Here is a 15701-nt window from a genome sequence, read left to right as displayed (position 1 = left end):
CCTACACTGTCGTGGTGATCGAGCAAGAACTGCGCGCGGCACTGGCCGCCCTCGTGGACGGGCTGCCCGCGCGGCAGGCGTCGGCCGCCGTGGAGCGGCTGATCGCCCACTACCGGGGCGAGACCCCCACCGCCGCCCCCGTCCTGCGGGAGAGTGCCGACGCCGTCGCGTACGCCGCCTACCGCATGCCCGCCACCTTCGCCGCGGCCTCCGCCGCGCTGCGCGCGCTCGCCGAGCGGACGCCCGGGTGGACGCCGGCCAGCCATCTGGACGTCGGCGGCGGGACGGGAGCCGCCGTGTGGGCGGCGGCCGAGGTGTGGGACACGGCACGCAGCACCGTCGTCCTGGACTGGGCCGAGCCCGCCCTCGCGCTCGGCCGCCGGCTGGCGGCCGGGGCGGACGCGCTGCCGCCCGCCGAGTGGCGGCGCGGCTCCCTGCGGGGCACCGCGCCCGAGCTGGCGCCCGCCGACCTGGTGACCGTCTCCTATGTGCTGGGGGAGCTGGCCGAGGGGGACCGGCGGGCGGTCGTGGACGCCGCCGCCCGCGCCGCGCGGGGTGCGGTGGTCCTCGTCGAGCCGGGCACCCCGGACGGCTACCTGCGCATCCGCGAGGCCCGTGACGCCCTCCTCGCCGCGGGCCTGCGGGTGCTGGCGCCCTGCCCGCACGACGGGACCTGCCCCCTGCTGGTGGGCGAGGACTGGTGCCACTTCGCCGTACGGGTCGCCCGCTCCTCCCTGCACCGGCGGGTCAAGGGCGGGGAACTCGCCTACGAGGACGAGAAGTACAGCTATGTCGCCGCCGTGCGCGGCGAGGCCGCCGAGGGCCAGGGCCCCGCGGCGGGGCGGATCCTGCGCAAGCCGCGGCTGCGCAAGGGCCAGGTGCTGCTGGATGTGTGCGGACACGACGGCTCGCCGGCCCGGCGGACGGTCACCAAGCGGGACGGCGCCACCTACCGCGCCGCCCGCAAGGCGGAGTGGGGGGACGCCTGGCCGCCCGGGGACGCCCTGTGACGGGGTTCCGGGGACGCCCTGTGACGGGTCCCGGGGACGTGCCCTGTGACGGGTCCCCGGGGACCTGACCCGGCGCCCCTAGGACGCGGGCCGCATCTCCAGGGGCACGCCCAGCCGGTTGAGGGCGTTGATCAGGGCCGCCAGGGCCACCAGGTGCCCGCGTTCGGCCTCGTCGGGGAAGTGCGCGCACACCCGCTCCCACAGGGGGGCGTCCACCCGCACACCGCGGGTGACCGCCTCGGTGTAGGCCAGGGCGGCCCGCTCCCGCGCGCTGAACAGCTCGGACTCCTCCCACACCGGCAGCTGGTCCAGCCGCTCCTGGCGCTCGCCCTGCCGGCGGGCCTGGCGCGTGTGCAGGTCCACGCAGAAGACGCAGCCGTTGAGCTGCGAGGCCCGGATCCGTACCAGTTCGCGTACGGTCGCCTCCAGCGGCCCGGCGTCGACGGCACCGGCCGCCTCGACGATCGCCTTGTACGGTTCCGGTGCCGCGCTGCCCAGATCCATCCGTGCCATGGGTGCTCCTCACCTCGGGTGTCCCGTGTCGTCCGTTCGACAGGGAGACGAGACAGCATCCCTCGGCGTCACGCCGTCGGTGGATGGATTTTCAGATGTGCGCGAGTTCCGACGGCGCGAGCTGCCGCCAGCACGCGACGATCCGGCCGCCGCGCAGCCGCCTCGTGTCCGCGGAGCGCACCGCGCCCTCCCGGCGGTACGGCAGGGCGGGCTCGCCGCCGGCCTCCACCGGCTCCGGCCCCTGGAGCCGGCACCGGGAGCCCACCCGCGGCAGCAGCTCGGCGACGCGCCGCCCGCCCGTGACCGGCTCGCGACCCGCGAGGACCTCGCCGCCGCCGTCGGTGACGCGAATCGGGTCCGGGTCCAGCAGCCGCACCAGCCGCTCAAGGTTCTCCCGTCTGGTACGCCGCGCGGAACTCCCGCAGGACGCGGGCGTGTTCGCCGCGCGCGGCCCCGGTACCCGGGGCCGCACCGTCGCCGTCCGCCGCGTCCCCCGTGCCCGCGCCCCGGCGGCGGCCATTGTGCGCCGGGCCCGGGAGACGAGCCGGTGGACGGCGGCGGGGAGCGGTCCAGCACCTCGGCGATCCGCGCCGCGGGGATGGCGAAGACCTCCCGCGGCACGAAGGCGACCCGCTCGGCGGGCAGGAGCGTCTCCCTAGCCAGCAGCACGGCGGACCGGACGGACTCGTCGGCCAGGCCCCTGCCCGCGCGGACGTCACATGCGCAGCTCCGCCGTGACGCACTTGACGCTGCCGCCGCCCTTGAGCAGTTCGGTGAGGGCGACGGGCACGGGCTCGTACCCGCGTGCCCGCAGCGGGCCGAACAGCCCGGTGGCCGCCTCCGGCAGGAAGACGTGGTGCCCGTCGCTGACGGCGTTGAGACCGAGCGCGCGGGCGTCGTCCGCGCCGGCGAGCAGCGCGTCGGGGAACAGCCGCGCGAGCACGGCCCGGCTGCCGGGCGAGAAGGCGTCGGGGTGGTACATGACGTCCTCCGACTCGGGGTCGAGGACGCACAGCGCCGTGTCCAGGTGGTAGTAGCGCGGGTCCACCAGGTCGAGGCCGATGACGGGGCGGCCGAAGAACTCCTGCGCCTCCCCGTGGGAGAGCGGGCTGCTGCGGAAGCCGCGGCCCGCCAGCAGCCAGGAGGCGGTGACGGCGAAGTCGCCCTCGCCCTCGTTGATGTGGACGGGTTCGGTGACGTCGGCGAAGCCGTGCGCGCGGTACCAGGCGCGGTGCGCCGCAGCCTCCCCGGTGCGCTCGGGGTGGGCGAACCGCGCCCCGAGCACCCGTGAGTTGATGACGGTGGCGCCGTTGGCGGCGTACACCATGTCCGGCAGCCCGGGGACGGGGTCGAGGATCTCGACCGTGTGGCCGGCGGCGCGGTAGCGGTCGCGCAGGGCCTCCCACTGGGCGAGCGCGAGGGGGAGGTCCACCGGTTTGCCGGGGTCCATCCAGGGATTGATGGAGTAGGTGACGCGGAAGTGGGTGGGAGGGCACATCAGATAGCGACGGGTTGCGTACATCCAAGGCTCCTCAGGGAACGACGGTGCGCGGTGCGCCCATGGTCCTCCCCAAGGAGCCTTCCGGGGACGGGTTGCGGCTGGTTTCCCCGCTTGTGGGTGGCTCCCGCCCGGGGCACCGCCTCAGTCGCGCGACTCCCGTAGCCTGCGCAGGAGTTCGCGTTTCTGGGCGGCCGGGTCGGCGTGGCCGCCGGGCCCGTGACCGGGGTGGCCGCCGCCGCCCCGCAGTTGCTTGCGGGACAGGTGGGCGCGTGTTCCGCCGACGCCCAGCATCTTTCCGCTGCGGCCCTTGCTCATGGGGTCCCCTCTCCTCGGTGTGCGGATCTCCTCGGTGCGGATTCATCACCGCACGAGACGTATCGTCTCGATGTGGCTCCTTGAGCATGTGCGAGACGTTCCGTCTTGTCAAGACGGTTCGTCTCGTCTTGGTGGACTGTTAGATTCGGACCATGCCATCCACCACCGCCAAGACCCCCGACGTCTCACGCCGCAGCGAGCGCTCCCGCAAGGCGATCCTGCGGGCCAGCATGGAACTCGTCGGCGAGGTCGGCTACACGAAGCTGACCATCGAGGCCATCGCCGCCCGCGCCGGCGTCGGCAAGCAGACCATCTACCGCTGGTGGCCCTCCAAAGCGGCCGTCCTCCTCGACGCCTTCACCGAGGTCGTCCGCAGCGAGGACTACCAGGCCGGCATCCCCGACACCGGCGACATCGAGGCCGACCTGAAGACCGTGCTGCGGGCCACCGCCGACGAGTTCTCCGACGCCGCCTTCGAGGCGCCCTACCGCGCGCTGGCCGTCGCCTCCGCCGCCGACGCCGAACTGGCCGAGCAGTTCGTCCGCCGGCTCCAGGAACCGGGCCTGGAGGTCTACATCGCCCGGCTGCGCGCCGGGCAGCAGGCCGGACAGATCGACCCCGACCTCGATCTGCGCCTCGCCACCGAGGTGCTGCTCGGCCCCTTCCAGCAGCGCTGGCTCAACCGCTCGGGACCCCTGACCCACGAGTTCGCCGACCGGCTGGTGGAGATGGCCCTGCGCGCCTTCGCCCCGCGCGCCTAGCGGCTCTGCGGGGGCTCTGCGGAAGGGATTCTGCGGGGAGGGGTTCTGCGGGGAGGACTCCGCGGGAACGGCTGCGGGGGGGGAGGACTCCGCGCGGAGGGGCGGAGCGGCTTCGCGGGGAGGGGCTCCGCAGGAGTGGCTCCGCGGGGAGGGGCGGCCGGCTACGGCTCCGGGACGACTCCCGAGAAGGCCAGCCCTCCCGGCTCGTCGGTGACGATGCCCTCGCAGCCCAGCTTCCGCATCCGGTCCCGGGCCGCGCGGCTGTTGACCGTGTGCGACCACACGTACGTGATGCCCGAGCGCACCGCCTTGCGGACGTGCCGGGCCGGGGTGCGGTGGTCGACGCTGAGCATCGTCACGTACCGCTTCCACTCCTCGGGGCGGTCCTCGGCCAGTTGGCGGGCCGAGCGCCACACGGCGGTCAGCAGCCCGCGCGCGTGCGCCCTCTCGGCCACCGCCGGGTCGTTGGACTCCACCAGGACCGACCGCGTCAGGTGCCGTTCGCGGATCATCCGGGCGAGCCGGGGCAGTCCGGCGGGGTCCTTCAGCTCCAGCATGAGCAGGCTCTCCCCGCCGAAGCGGTCCAGGATCTCCCCCACCGCCGGGGGCCGCTCGGGCCGCCAGTGGCCCGGCAGGTCGCGCCGGGGGACGAGGCGGACCTTCTGCCACTGCTTCCAGGTCAGCGAGGCGACCTTGCCCCGCTTGTTCGTGGTGCGGTTGAGCGTCGCGTCGTGCATGGCCACGAGCGTGCCGTCGCGCAGCCGGCGGATGTCGGTGTCCAGCACGCGCGCGTAGCCGCGCTGATGCGTCGCGGCCAGGCCCTGCATGCTGTTCTCCGGCACCTCCTTGGCGCCGCCCCGGTGTGCCGTGACGGTGAACCCCGCCAGCTGCGCCGACCCCGGCGCCCTCTCACGCGCCGCCGTCCCGAGGGCGCCCTCCGGGCCGGTGAGGCCCCCGGCGGCGCCCGGGGGCTGCGGGGACGCCGGGGATGCCGGGGATGCTGGAGACGCCGGGGCGGCGGGGAGCAGGGCGAGGGGCAGCGCGACCAACGGGGCCATGGGGACAAAAAGCGCCTTAGTGACCATGAACCCAAGTTAGGTGGGACCCGGACGATATGCCGGGCGGGACATCCGGCCGGGTGGCTCGCACGAGTGACGCGGGCCACCCCGCGTACCCGATCACGCGGGGGAGAGCGCAGGATAGAGGGGAGTCATCCGTGATCCGTGGATTCCACCTCAGCGCGCCGCAGCGCTGCGTACCCTCGGAATACACGATTCGCCCTGGCAGTCGCAGTCGCAGTCGCGGAGTGAGGCGGTAGATGGAACGCGAGAGCAGGATCGCCCAGTGGTTGCGCCGACGGGCCACCGTCCGGGACGAGACCGCGGGGACCGGCGCCCGGTCCCGGACGCGGCCGGCCCAGGACCGCGAGCCCCGGGGCGCCGCTGGGGCGGGCGGGGCCGCCAGGCCGCCGCGGGGGCCGACGAGGCCGCCGAAGAACGCGAGAACCTCCTGCTCACGGCCGCCGAGGCCGGATTCCCCCTGGCCCCCGCCGCGCACCCCTCCGGATACGGCTGCTCCTGCGTCCGCATCGGCTGTCCCACCCCCGGCCGGCACCCCGTCTCCTTCGCCTGGCAGACGCAGGCCACCACCGACCGCGCCCAGATCGAGCGCTGGCTGCGCGCCGAACCGCAGGCCAACTTCATCACCGCCACGGGCCGCACCCACGACGTGCTGGACGTCCCCGCCGAGGCGGGGTACGCGGCGCTGGCCCGGCTGGAGGAACGGGAGGAGAGGGAGCGGCGGGAGGCGGCCGGCGACCCCGGCGCCGGCCCGGTGCTCGGGCCCGTCGCCCTGCTGGCCGAGGACCGGATGCTGTTCTTCACCAAGACCCGGGGCCGCCCCGAGGACGAGGACGAGTGGTGGCCCTGCGAGCTGGACAGCCACCCCGAGACCATGGAGGAGCATCCCGGGCTGCGCTGGCACTGCCGGGGCAGCTATGTGCTGCTGCCGCCCTCCCGGCTCCCCGACGCCGAGGAGGGGGTCCGCTGGCTGAGGCCGCCCGAGCCGGGCACCGCCCTCCCCGAGCCCCTCTCGCTCCTGGAGACCCTCACCGACGCCTGCGCGGAGTACGCCGTCACGGTGGACGGGATGGAGGACCCGGCTCCCTGGCCGGTGCGCTGAAACGTCCACTCTCCGGCGCCGCGGCGCCGCGGCGCCTCCTGGCGGTGGGGAGGCGGGGCGGCGCCCCCGCCGCGTCCGGGCGCCGGGGTCGGCAGCCGGGTCCGGGTGCCGGTCCGATCGCCGAATCCGGCCGCCGGGTCGGTCCGGCCGCCGGGTCCGGCAGTCGAATCCGGCCCGCCAGGTCGGTCCGGCTGCCGGGTCGGTCCGGGTGCCGGGTCCGGGGCCCGGGGTCAGCTTCCCCGCGCGGCGGTCAGGCCCTCGATGCGGCTGAGGAAGGTGACCTTGCCGTTGGACTTGGCACTCGGGACGGTGACGGCCTGTTCCGACATCCGCTCGAAGATGACCGCGTGCTTGGGCTTCCCGCTCATCAGCGCCTTCACCAGGGGGTTGTCGACCTTCGGCCGGTAGCCGCGCGGCAGCGTCTGCTTGTGGTGGTGGCGGGAGGCGAAGAAGACCAGGGCGCCGCCGTCCCTGGTGCGCAGCGCGAAGGGCGGGTACTGGGGCGGCTGGGCCGGCTGGTCCGCGAACTCGTTGCGCACGCTGGTGCGCTTCATCTCCTTCTTGCGCCGCTCCCGCTGCACCGTGGTGTGCGGCCCCGCCGCGAAGTCGTCGCCCGCGCCCTCCTGGAGGTAGCGGGTGTACCGCTTGCTCAGCTCGTTCGGCGGCACGGTCAGCCCCGCCCCGCCGCCGCCCACCGGGACGGCCCGCACGTGCCCGTGCTCGTCCCGGGCGAACCGGGGGATCTGCCCGGGGTCGATCACCGAGAGGTAGGCGGCGCGCCACGGCCCGTCGGCCCGGTCCCGCTGGAAGACGAACAGCCAGCGGCCCTGCCCCTTGCGGTTGCTCCGGGAGTCGGTGACGAAGAACTTGGGCCAGCCCGCCTGTTCGGGGATCAGGTACCGGGTGTCGGTCAGCTTCAGCGGCGCGTAGTCGGGATTGCCCTTCGGCTGGACCCGTTTGCGCGCCGTCAGCCCGGCCTGGTCGATGGCGCCCAGCGGGCCCGTCTCGATGGAGGAGTTGAGGTCCACGTCGAAGGCGGTGTTGGCGCGGTTGTTCTTCTCCACGAAGGAGGCCAGGACCTTCGCCGCCTCGCCCTTGCTCACCGTGGGGACCACGGCGCTCTCCCCGTGCACGGTGACACAGCCCGTGAGCGAGGCCAGCAGCGCCCCGGCCGTCACGGCCGCCGCGAACGGTATGCGCACCGGCTTACGAGCCCTCGACCCCTTCACCTGTTCCACCCTCCCGTGCTGTCGGCGAACGCACCCTATCCTGCGGCCACCGGCGCCGCGCGTGGTGCCTGGAACAGTATGCGCACCGGGACGAGCGAGGGGGCGCGCGGTGCGGCTCGGCGCGCGGTGCGCCCCGACGGGAGCGAGGACGTACGCGCCGCGCGGCGGCGGGAGTTCGCGACCGGCGCCGCGCTCGCCGGGACGGTGCGCGACGCCGCCGGCTGCCACCCCGGGGGCATCGTCCGGGGCACGGACCGACCGGCCGGTACGCCGCGCGAACTGCTGGCCGCCGACCGCCTGTCCGCACGGGGTCTCCGGCCGCCCCGGCCTCCGCCTGCCCGGTCTCCGGGACGCCGCCGAGCGGGAGGTCCGGGCCCACGGGGACGGCGCCGATGACGATGTACGCGTGGTCGGCACGACCGGCCCGCCGCTGCGCCACCCGGCCCACCGCGCCGGCCTCGTCGGCCACCGGCGCCCACCGCACCGCGCGGGCACCAGCGCGGGAAGCGCGGCGGCGGGTGGTGCAGTACTCACGAGAAGTACGGCCGGCGTCTCGACCTTGACCTTGACGTTGGCGGCAGGGTCCGACGATGCGGGGCATGACCGAGAAGACCTCCCCCTCCGCGCGTCCCGCCGCCGACCCGGGCGCCACCCCGGCTGCCGCGCCCCGCACCGTCGTCGTCACCGGAGCCGGAACCGGAATCGGCCGGGCCACCGCCCGCGCCTTCGCCGCACAGGGCGCGCACGTCATCGCCGTAGGACGGCGCGCGGCCCCGCTGCAGGAGACCGCCGCCGAACCGGGGACCGGCGCGATCACCCCCCTCCCGGCGGACGTCACCGACCCGGACGCGCCCGCGCGGATCGTGACGGCCGCGCTGGAGGCCACCGGCCGGCTCGACGTCCTGGTCAACAACGCGGGCATCGTCACCGGCGAAAGCCTCGGCGGCTACACCCGCGCGGGCGTCGACACCCAGCTCGCCACCAACCTCGTCGCCCCCGTCCTGCTGGCACAGGCGGCACTGCCGGCGCTTGAGAAGGCCCCCGCGGGCGGCGTGATCTGCAACATCAGCACCTCCATCGGCCAACGGGCCTGGCCGGGCAACTCGCTCTACGCCGCGACCAAGTCCGCCCTCGAACTCCTCACCCGCAGCTGGGCCGTCGACCTGGCACCGCACGGCGTCCGTGTCGCGGCCGTCGCCCCCGGCGCCATCGAGACCCCCATCGGTGAGCACCGGGGCCTCACCCCCGAGGAGAGCGCGGCCCTCCGCGACTGGCAGATCGCCCACACACCGCTGCGCCGCAGGGGCACGGCGCAGGAGGTCGCCTGGGCCGTCGTCCAACTGTCCGCGCCCGAGGCCGCGTTCGTCACCGGCGTCGTCCTCCCCGTGGACGGAGGGGCGGTGATCGCCTGACCCGTGGTAGCCCTCACCCGCAACGTGATATCCCTCTCCACGGAACGCGGACACACGGCACGCTTTCCCACGGCACCCCGGACACCCCTGGGTGCCGCGGGAATCACGGGAGGCGGAGGCAGAGGTGCGCATCGGCGAACTGGCGCGGCGGACGGGCACGACGGCACGGGCCCTGCGCCACTACGAACAGGCGGGCCTGCTCACCTCCGAGCGCGCCCCCAACGGTTACCGCGTCTACGACGCGTCCGCCGAGGCGCGCGTCCGCAACATCCGCCACCTCCTCGACGCCGGGCTCACCCTGGAGGACGTCTCCTTCTTCGCCCCCTGCCTCGACGGCGACATCGCCGCGGCCCCGCCGTCCCCGGCGGGGCTGCGGGTCGCCGAGGAGCGCCTCGCCGTGCTGGAAGCCCGCATCGCGGCACAGACCGAGGTCCGCGACCGGCTGCGCGACGCACTGCGCCACGCCTCGGCGACGGTACGCGCGGCGGCCTGACGCGACCGCCCCCGGCCCGGTCCACCCGCCCGAGCAGGCGGACCCTCCCCTCCCCGCCCATCCCCAGGGAACCGCCCGCCCGAGCGGGCGGAACCTGCTCACCGGGCGGAGCACACGGCGCCCGTCCGCCCGGCCACGCACGACGGCTCCGGCTCCTCGGCCGCGCGTCGAGGAATCCGCCCGAGCACGCGGAGGCCGCGCGGCCCGGGCGAACCCGGGACGTCCCTCCGCCGGCCGTAAAGGCGGAACCGCTCAGCCCTTCACGCAGACGACCTGCTTGAGCTTCGCGACGACCTCCACCAGATCCCGCTGCTGGTCGATCACGCGCTCGATCGGCTTGTAGGCGCCGGGGATCTCGTCGACGACCCCCGCGTCCTTGCGGCACTCCACGCCCCGCGTCTGCTCCGCGAGGTCCCGCTCCGTGAAGCGCCGCTTGGCGGCGTTCCGGCTCATGCGCCGGCCCGCGCCGTGCGAGGCGGAGTTGAAGGAGGCCGCGTTCCCCAGGCCCTTGACGATGTACGACCCGGTACCCATGGACCCGGGGATGATCCCGAACTCCCCGCTGCCCGCGCGGATCGCGCCCTTGCGGGTGACGAGCAGGTCCATGCCGTCGTACCGCTCCTCCGCCACGTAGTTGTGGTGGCAGGAGATCGTCTCGTCGAAGAGGGGCCTGGCCTTCTTGAACTCCTTGCGCACCACGTCCTTGAGCAGGCCCATCATCAGCGCCCGGTTGTACTTGGCGTACTCCTGCGCCCAGAACAGGTCGTGCCGGTAGGCGGCCATCTGCGGGGTGTCCGCCACGAAGACGGCCAGGTCGCGGTCGACCAGCCCCTGGTTGTGCGGCAGCTTCCGGGCCTCGCCGATGTGGAAGTCCGCCAGCTCCTTGCCGATGTTCCGCGAACCGGAGTGCAGCATCAGCCACACCTGGTCCTCGGTGTCCAGGCACACCTCGATGAAGTGGTTGCCCCCGCCCAGCGTGCCCATCTGCTGGGTGGCCCGCTCCCGCCGGAACCGCACCGACTCGGCGACGCCCCCGAAACGCGACCAGAAGTCGTCCCACCCGCCGGCCGGCAGCCCGTGCACCTCGCCCGGCTCCACCGGCTCGTCGTGCATCGCCCGGCCGACCGGGATGGCCTGCTCGATCCTCGACCGCAGCCGCGAGAGGTCACCGGGCAGGTCGTTGGCCGTCAGCGACGTGCGCACCGCGGACATGCCGCACCCGATGTCCACCCCCACGGCGGCCGGGCACACGGCCCCGTGCATCGCGATGACGGACCCGACCGTGGCGCCCTTCCCGTAGTGCACGTCGGGCATGACGGCGAGCCCCTTGATCCACGGCAGCGTCGCCACGTTCTGCAGCTGCCGCAGCGCCGCGTCCTCCACGGTCGCCGGATCGGTCCACATCCGGATCGGCACCCGCGCCCCGGGCATCTCGACGTGACTCATGGCAGCTTCCACTCCCCCTGTCCCTGCGAACAACGCTGCGAGAGGCCACCTTTGGCGCCCCTCGGCCCCACCATTGTGGGCACGGGCCACGCCGCTCCCCCAAAGGGTTTTCGGCTCCACCGGGAACCGGACTCCGTCCCGACGCGTGCGGCCCGCCGCGGACTCGGGCGCTCAGGTGCTCAGGTGCTCAAGCGCTCAGGAACCCAGGAACTCAGGCGCTCACGTGCTCAGGCGCTCACGTGGAAGTGGGTGCCCAGTTCCTGGAAGACCGCGGTGTTCAGTGCGAAGGCGCGCTTGCACTCCTCCACGATGCGGTGCTTCTCCAGGTCGTCGCAGGGGAGGGCGTCCAGGAGGGCGCGGTATTCGCGTTTGAAGGCGGCGGGGTTGTCGATGGCGTCGAAGACGTAGAAGCGGACGCCGTCGCCCTTGCGGGCGAAGCCCCAGGTTTTCTCGGCGGTGCCGCGGATGACCTGGCCGCCGGAGAGGTCGCCGAGGTAGCGGGTGTAGTGGTGGGCGACGTAGCCGCCGGGCCACTCATGGGCGAGGCGGGTGACGCGGTCCGCGTAGGCGGCGGTGGCCGGCAGCGGCACCGCCGTCCGCCGCCAGGTGGTGCTGCCGCCGTGCAGATGGGTCAGGTCCCGTTTCAGTGCGGGCAGCCGGAAGAGTTCGGCGCGGACGAAGGGGCCGGCGACGGGGTCGCCGGCCAGGTGGTCCGCGGCGCCTTCCAGGGCGGTGTAGAGGAACCACAGCTGCTCGGTGTAGCGGGTGTACGCCTCCACGCCGAGCCCGCCGCCGAGCATCTCGCTCATGAAGGCGGAGTTCTCGGCCTCGGTGTGCTGCTGGTGGGACGCGGTGCGCAGGAGGGTGGAGAAGTCCGTGGCGGCGGGCGTAGCGGCAGAGTGCACGGCTGGCTCCCGGGGGTGGACGGGGCCGGGCGCGGTTGCCCGGCACGGTGCGATCCTGCTACTTAGGCTTACCTAAGTCAAGCAGTTGCCGACGCCCTGTCGGAAACCCCCCCGGCCCCGCCGGTGAGCTACGGAAGCGTCAGGATGTCGGCCCCCGTCTCCGTCACCACCAGCGTGTGCTCGAACTGGGCGGTCCGCTTCCGGTCCTTGGTGACGACCGTCCAGCCGTCCTCCCACATGTCCCACTCGTGGGTGCCCAGGGTCAGCATCGGCTCGATGGTGAACGTCATGCCGGGCCGCATGACCGTCGTCGCCCGCGGGTCGTCGTAGTGCGGGACGATCAGCCCCGAGTGGAACGAGGTGTTGATGCCGTGCCCGGTGAAGTCGCGGACGACGCCGTAGCCGAACCGCTTGGCGTACGACTCGATGACGCGGCCGATGATGTTGAGCCGGCGGCCGGGCCGGACGGCCTTGATCGCGCGGTTGAGCGCCTCCCGCGTCCGCTCCACCAGCAGCCGCGACTCCTCGTCCACCTCGCCGCACAGATAGGTGGCGTTGTTGTCGCCGTGGACGCCGTCGACGTAGGCCGTCACGTCCAGGTTCACGATGTCGCCGTCGCGCAGCACCGTGGAGTCGGGGATGCCGTGGCAGATCACCTCGTTGACCGAGGTGCACAGGGACTTGGGGAACTGCCGGTAGCCCAGCGTGGAGGGATAGGCGCCGTGGTCGATCATGTACTGGTGCGCCACCTCGTCCAGTTTGTCCGTGGTGACGCCCGGCGCGATGTGCTTGGCCGCCTCTTCCATGGCGCGCGCCGCGATGCGCCCGGCGACCCGCATCTTCTCGATCGTCCCGGCGTCCTGCACCTCCGGACCGTCGTACGGGGTGGGGGCGGGCTTGCCGACGTACTCGGGGCGCGGGATCGACGCCGGTACGGCGCGGGGCGGGGAGATCGTGCCGGGGACGAGGAGTGACTGGCCAGACATGTCTGCGAGTCTAAACGCGGCGGCCGGCCTCCGTTCCTGCCGCGTCCCGCGTGCTACGGGTGCTGCGCTCCGGGACCGGGTGCGGGAGCATGGGGGCATGGCTCTGTTCAAGCGGAAGACCGTCGGTAAACCCGGTGAGTGGTTCTTCAACGTGGAGACCGGCACGGTCGAGGAGGGTCCGCAGTCGCCGGGCAAGAACCGGATGGGCCCCTACCCGAGCCGTGAGGAGGCCGAGCGCGCGCTGGAGACCGCCCGCGAGCGCACCTCCACCTGGGACCAGGACCCCCGCTGGCACGACCGCGGCCCCACCGACGGCTGACAGGGGGTTCCGGGAAGGCGAGGTCCCGGGAGGGCCGGCTCCCGCCGAGACCAGGTTCCGGGGGGACCGGGTCCCGGGGACGCCGGGTCCCGGAAGGGGTACCGTCTCAGTCGTCGGCCTCGCGGGCGCCGGTCCCGCGCGCCTCCCGCACCGCGCGCGCGTGCTCGTCGGTGCGCGCGTCGTACGCGAGCAGCCCCGGCAGGGCCGCGCCCAGCAGCAGGACACCGGCGACGCAGGCCAGCCCGCCCGACCACACCGAGGCGCGTACGGTGGTGAGCGAGGCCACCGCGCCCGAGCGGACCTGGCCCAGTTGCGGCCCGGCCGAGAAGGACAGCAGCTCGATCCCGGCCAGCCGGCCGCGCAGCGCGTCGGGAACGGTCTGGTTCCACATGGTCATCCGGAACATTCCGCTGATCATGTCGAACGCGCCCGACAGCACCAGGAACAGCAGCACCAGCCACACGTTCCCCACCAGCCCCGCCAGCGTCATCGAGGCGCCCCATCCGGCGGCGGCCAGGACCACGGCCAGCCCGTGCCGGTGCACCCGGGCCGCCCAGCCGCTCGTCGCGCTCACCAGCATCGAGCCGAACGGCAGCGCCGCGTACATCAGCCCCAGGGCCCAGACGGCGTCCAACTGGTCGGCAAGGAAGGGGAAGAGCGCGAGGGGGAAGGCGAACAGCATCGCGACGACATCCACCAGATAGGTGCCCAGCAGCTCCTTGCGGCTCCACGCGTACCGTGCGCCCTCCCAGATGCCGCGCAGCGACGGTTTGGCGGCGTCGTGCGCGGGCGGGGAGGCCGCCAGCCGCAGCGCCATCAGGAACGACAGGGCGAACGTCGCCGCGTCGAGGGCGTAGGCCCAGGCCGTGCCCGCGTAGGCGACGAGAAGGCCCGCGAGCGCGGGGCCGGCCACACCGCCGACCTGCCAGCGCAGCGCGTTGAGCGCGGCGGCGGCGCTCAGGTGCTCGTGCGCCACGATACGGGGGACGATCGCGTCCAGCGCCGGGCGCTGGATGCCGGTCAGCGCACTGGTCAGCGCTGCCGCCGCGTACAGGGGCCACACCAGCGGGTGCGGCAGCAGGCCGTTGAGCAGCAGCCCCAGGGCGACCAGACCGAGTGCCGCCTCGCTCGCCAGGATCAGCGTGCGCCGGTCCACGGCGTCGGCGAGGGCACCGCCGTAGAGCCCGAACACGATCAGGGGCACCAGTTCGACGGCGCCCAGCGCCCCGACCGCCGCCGCGGAGCCCGTCAGCTCCTTGAGCTGGAGCGGCAGGGCGACGAAGGTGAGGAAACTGCCGAAGGTGGTGATGAGACCCGCCGCCCACAGGGTGCGGAAATCCCGCGAGTCCCGCCATGGGGAGAGGTCCGGAAGCACGAGGCGGCATCCTGCCCAGCGCCGCACGGAAGGGCAACCGTATTTCCCGCATGGAATTTCCCGCACGGACCCGCACCCGACAGCATTTCCCGGCTCGGACCCGCACCCGACAGCCGAACCCTCCGGGGGAGAGAGCCGTCAGCGCGGGAGCCGTTCCCTGGCCGGACCCGTGACCTCCGTGCGGCTGCGAGCCCGTCGGTGTTCCGGCCGGCCGTCAGGCCAGGAGGTTCCGGTGTTCCGGGCGTACCGCGTGGGCGAACCGTTCGCCCGCTGCCCAGCGGAACACCTCCTGGACCGCCGACTCCGCCAGCCGGTCCAGCTCGTTGCCCTGCGACCCCGCAAGGTGCGGGGTGAGGAGGGCGTTGTCGCACTCCCACAGCGGGTGCCCGGCGGGCAGGACCTCGGGTTCGGTGACGTCGAGCACCGCGTTCAGGCGGCCCCGGCGCACCTGGTCGGTCAGCGCGTCCTGGTCGAGGACGGCGCCCCGCGCGGTGTTGATGAGCGTGGCCCCGTCCCGCAGGAGGGCCAGCAGGTCGCCGCCGACCAGGCCCCTGGTGGCGGGGAGCAGCGGCGTGTGCACGCTCACCACGTCGGAGGCCGCGAACACCTGCGGCAGCCCGGCCTTGACCGCGCCGAGCGCCGCCGCCTGTTCCTCGGTGACGTACGGGTCGTGGAGCAGTACCCGGAGATCGTGGGGCCGCAGCAGTTCCATGACGCGGCGGCCGACCAGGGAGGCGCTCAGGATGCCGACGGTGCGGCGGTAGTTGCCCAGCGTCGGGTCCGCGAGGAGCCACTCCCCGCGCGAGCGGCGCTCGCGGTAGGCGCGGGCCGCCGGCAGGACCCGCTTGTTCGCCAGCAGGATCATGGCGAGCGTGTACTCGGCGACGGGGGCCGCGTTGGCCGCCGCCGCCGTGGAGACCTCGATGCCCCGGGCCCAGCACGCCTGAGTGACGTGCCCCCGCACGCTGCCCGCCGTGTGCACCACCGCCCGCAGCCCGGGGGCGTGGGCGAGGGCCTCGGCGTCCAGTGGCGGACACCCCCAGCCGGTGATCAGGAGCCGGGTCCGGGCGAGGACCGTCCTGGCCTCCGCCGTGGTGAAGTCGGTCAGGACGGTGGGGGAGAGGTCCACGGCCTGGGCGAGGCGGCGCTTGGCGGCGGGTTTCAGGACGGCGTCGGCCGCCTTCTCGTCCATCGCGAGGGCGGCGGCCGGTCGGGTGCCGGGCATGGGGCTCCTGGTGAGTGAGGGCGGAGGGCC

The 15701-nt window shown here is 74.1% G+C and carries 17 protein-coding genes; 6 read left to right on the top strand and 11 right to left on the bottom strand.

Annotated features, from left to right (window positions below; translation table 11 throughout):
• Positions 1 to 14: 14 nt before the first annotated feature.
• Entirely contained in the window at positions 15 to 1010 is a 996-nt protein-coding gene (locus tag FM076_RS09360; protein ID WP_173869450.1) for a small ribosomal subunit Rsm22 family protein, read from the top strand.
• Between the two features lie 78 nt (positions 1011 to 1088).
• Here FM076_RS09360 and FM076_RS09355 read toward each other — a convergent pair whose 3' ends face one another.
• The 4 genes from FM076_RS09355 to FM076_RS09340 form a co-directional block, all read right to left on the bottom strand.
• Entirely contained in the window at positions 1089 to 1523 is a 435-nt protein-coding gene (locus FM076_RS09355) for a carboxymuconolactone decarboxylase family protein (RefSeq protein ID WP_173869449.1), read from the bottom strand.
• A 91-nt stretch (positions 1524 to 1614) separates the two neighbouring features.
• The gene (locus FM076_RS09350; RefSeq protein ID WP_173869448.1) at positions 1615 to 1899 is read right to left on the bottom strand and encodes a hypothetical protein; all 285 of its coding nucleotides are present in this window, start codon (positions 1897 to 1899) and stop codon (positions 1615 to 1617) included.
• Positions 1900 to 2238: 339 nt separating this feature from the next.
• The gene (ddaH, locus tag FM076_RS09345; protein WP_180217742.1) at positions 2239 to 3045 is read right to left on the bottom strand and encodes a dimethylargininase; all 807 of its coding nucleotides are present in this window, start codon (positions 3043 to 3045) and stop codon (positions 2239 to 2241) included.
• Between the two features lie 120 nt (positions 3046 to 3165).
• Positions 3166 to 3339, bottom strand: coding sequence for a DUF6243 family protein (locus FM076_RS09340; protein ID WP_173869447.1), 174 nt, complete (start codon positions 3337 to 3339; stop codon positions 3166 to 3168).
• Between the two features lie 152 nt (positions 3340 to 3491).
• Between FM076_RS09340 and FM076_RS09335 the strand changes: the two genes are divergently transcribed.
• Complete coding sequence (locus FM076_RS09335) at positions 3492 to 4100, top strand: TetR/AcrR family transcriptional regulator (protein WP_173869446.1); 609 nt, start codon at positions 3492 to 3494, stop codon at positions 4098 to 4100.
• 161 nt (positions 4101 to 4261) lie between these two features.
• Here the strand turns inward: FM076_RS09335 and FM076_RS09330 are convergent, their stop codons facing one another.
• Positions 4262 to 5158, bottom strand: a complete 897-nt coding sequence (locus FM076_RS09330; RefSeq protein WP_243274394.1) for a glycerophosphodiester phosphodiesterase — start codon at positions 5156 to 5158, stop codon at positions 4262 to 4264.
• 286 nt (positions 5159 to 5444) lie between these two features.
• Here FM076_RS09330 and FM076_RS09325 point away from each other — a divergent pair, with 286 nt between their 5' ends.
• Positions 5445 to 6281: a bifunctional DNA primase/polymerase gene (locus FM076_RS09325; protein WP_173869444.1), complete on the top strand. Its 837-nt coding sequence runs from the start codon at positions 5445 to 5447 to the stop codon at positions 6279 to 6281.
• Positions 6282 to 6511: 230 nt separating this feature from the next.
• Here the strand turns inward: FM076_RS09325 and FM076_RS09320 are convergent, their stop codons facing one another.
• Positions 6512 to 7483 carry a hypothetical protein gene (locus FM076_RS09320; RefSeq protein ID WP_345944936.1) on the bottom strand — a complete coding sequence of 324 codons (972 nt, stop codon included), beginning with the start codon at positions 7481 to 7483 and terminating at the stop codon, positions 6512 to 6514.
• 626 nt (positions 7484 to 8109) lie between these two features.
• On the opposite strand from FM076_RS09320, the gene FM076_RS09315 reads away from it, so the two are divergent.
• Positions 8110 to 8922, top strand: coding sequence for an SDR family NAD(P)-dependent oxidoreductase (locus FM076_RS09315; protein WP_173869443.1), 813 nt, complete (start codon positions 8110 to 8112; stop codon positions 8920 to 8922).
• A 124-nt stretch (positions 8923 to 9046) separates the two neighbouring features.
• On the top strand, positions 9047 to 9415 hold the full coding sequence (locus FM076_RS09310; RefSeq protein WP_173869442.1) for a MerR family transcriptional regulator: 369 nt from the start codon (positions 9047 to 9049) through the stop codon (positions 9413 to 9415).
• A gap of 252 nt (positions 9416 to 9667) precedes the next feature.
• Here the strand turns inward: FM076_RS09310 and FM076_RS09305 are convergent, their stop codons facing one another.
• The 3 genes from FM076_RS09305 to map all read right to left on the bottom strand — a co-directional run bounded on the left by FM076_RS09305 (position 9668) and on the right by map (position 12752).
• On the bottom strand, positions 9668 to 10861 hold the full coding sequence (locus FM076_RS09305) for an RtcB family protein (protein WP_173869441.1): 1194 nt from the start codon (positions 10859 to 10861) through the stop codon (positions 9668 to 9670).
• 227 nt (positions 10862 to 11088) lie between these two features.
• Positions 11089 to 11766, bottom strand: coding sequence for a biliverdin-producing heme oxygenase (locus FM076_RS09300; protein ID WP_173869440.1), 678 nt, complete (start codon positions 11764 to 11766; stop codon positions 11089 to 11091).
• A gap of 128 nt (positions 11767 to 11894) precedes the next feature.
• Positions 11895 to 12752: a type I methionyl aminopeptidase gene (map, locus tag FM076_RS09295; RefSeq protein ID WP_173869439.1), complete on the bottom strand. Its 858-nt coding sequence runs from the start codon at positions 12750 to 12752 to the stop codon at positions 11895 to 11897.
• Between the two features lie 97 nt (positions 12753 to 12849).
• Here map and FM076_RS09290 point away from each other — a divergent pair, with 97 nt between their 5' ends.
• Positions 12850 to 13071 (top strand): hypothetical protein, encoded by a 222-nt coding sequence (locus FM076_RS09290; RefSeq protein ID WP_173869438.1) that lies wholly within the window; start codon positions 12850 to 12852, stop codon positions 13069 to 13071.
• 106 nt (positions 13072 to 13177) lie between these two features.
• On the opposite strand, the gene FM076_RS09285 is transcribed toward FM076_RS09290, so the two are convergent.
• Both FM076_RS09285 and FM076_RS09280 read right to left on the bottom strand, forming a co-directional pair.
• The gene (locus FM076_RS09285; RefSeq protein ID WP_173869437.1) at positions 13178 to 14446 is read right to left on the bottom strand and encodes an MFS transporter; all 1269 of its coding nucleotides are present in this window, start codon (positions 14444 to 14446) and stop codon (positions 13178 to 13180) included.
• Positions 14447 to 14660: 214 nt separating this feature from the next.
• The gene (locus FM076_RS09280; protein ID WP_173869436.1) at positions 14661 to 15671 is read right to left on the bottom strand and encodes a hydroxyacid dehydrogenase; all 1011 of its coding nucleotides are present in this window, start codon (positions 15669 to 15671) and stop codon (positions 14661 to 14663) included.
• Between the last annotated feature and the right edge of the window lie 30 nt (positions 15672 to 15701).

It is taken from the genome of Streptomyces albus subsp. chlorinus (assembly GCF_013302895.1).
GTDB classification, from domain to species: domain Bacteria; phylum Actinomycetota; class Actinomycetes; order Streptomycetales; family Streptomycetaceae; genus Streptomyces; species Streptomyces chlorinus.
This window is presented reverse-complemented; position numbering and strand designations above follow the sequence as displayed.

Excerpts from the sequence above, each read along its gene's own strand:
- FM076_RS09355 (WP_173869449.1), bottom strand. The coding sequence starts at position 1,523 with ATGGCACGGATGGATCTGGGCAGCGCGGCACCGGAACCGTACAAGGCG.
- ddaH (WP_180217742.1), bottom strand. The coding sequence starts at position 3,045 with ATGTACGCAACCCGTCGCTATCTGATGTGCCCTCCCACCCACTTCCGC.
- FM076_RS09280 (WP_173869436.1), bottom strand. The coding sequence starts at position 15,671 with ATGCCCGGCACCCGACCGGCCGCCGCCCTCGCGATGGACGAGAAGGCG.
- FM076_RS09340 (WP_173869447.1), bottom strand. The coding sequence starts at position 3,339 with ATGAGCAAGGGCCGCAGCGGAAAGATGCTGGGCGTCGGCGGAACACGC.
- FM076_RS09315 (WP_173869443.1), top strand. The coding sequence starts at position 8,110 with ATGACCGAGAAGACCTCCCCCTCCGCGCGTCCCGCCGCCGACCCGGGC.
- FM076_RS09330 (WP_243274394.1), bottom strand. The coding sequence starts at position 5,158 with ATGGCCCCGTTGGTCGCGCTGCCCCTCGCCCTGCTCCCCGCCGCCCCG.
- FM076_RS09290 (WP_173869438.1), top strand. The coding sequence starts at position 12,850 with ATGGCTCTGTTCAAGCGGAAGACCGTCGGTAAACCCGGTGAGTGGTTC.
- map (WP_173869439.1), bottom strand. The coding sequence starts at position 12,752 with ATGTCTGGCCAGTCACTCCTCGTCCCCGGCACGATCTCCCCGCCCCGC.
- FM076_RS09305 (WP_173869441.1), bottom strand. The coding sequence starts at position 10,861 with ATGAGTCACGTCGAGATGCCCGGGGCGCGGGTGCCGATCCGGATGTGG.
- FM076_RS09335 (WP_173869446.1), top strand. The coding sequence starts at position 3,492 with ATGCCATCCACCACCGCCAAGACCCCCGACGTCTCACGCCGCAGCGAG.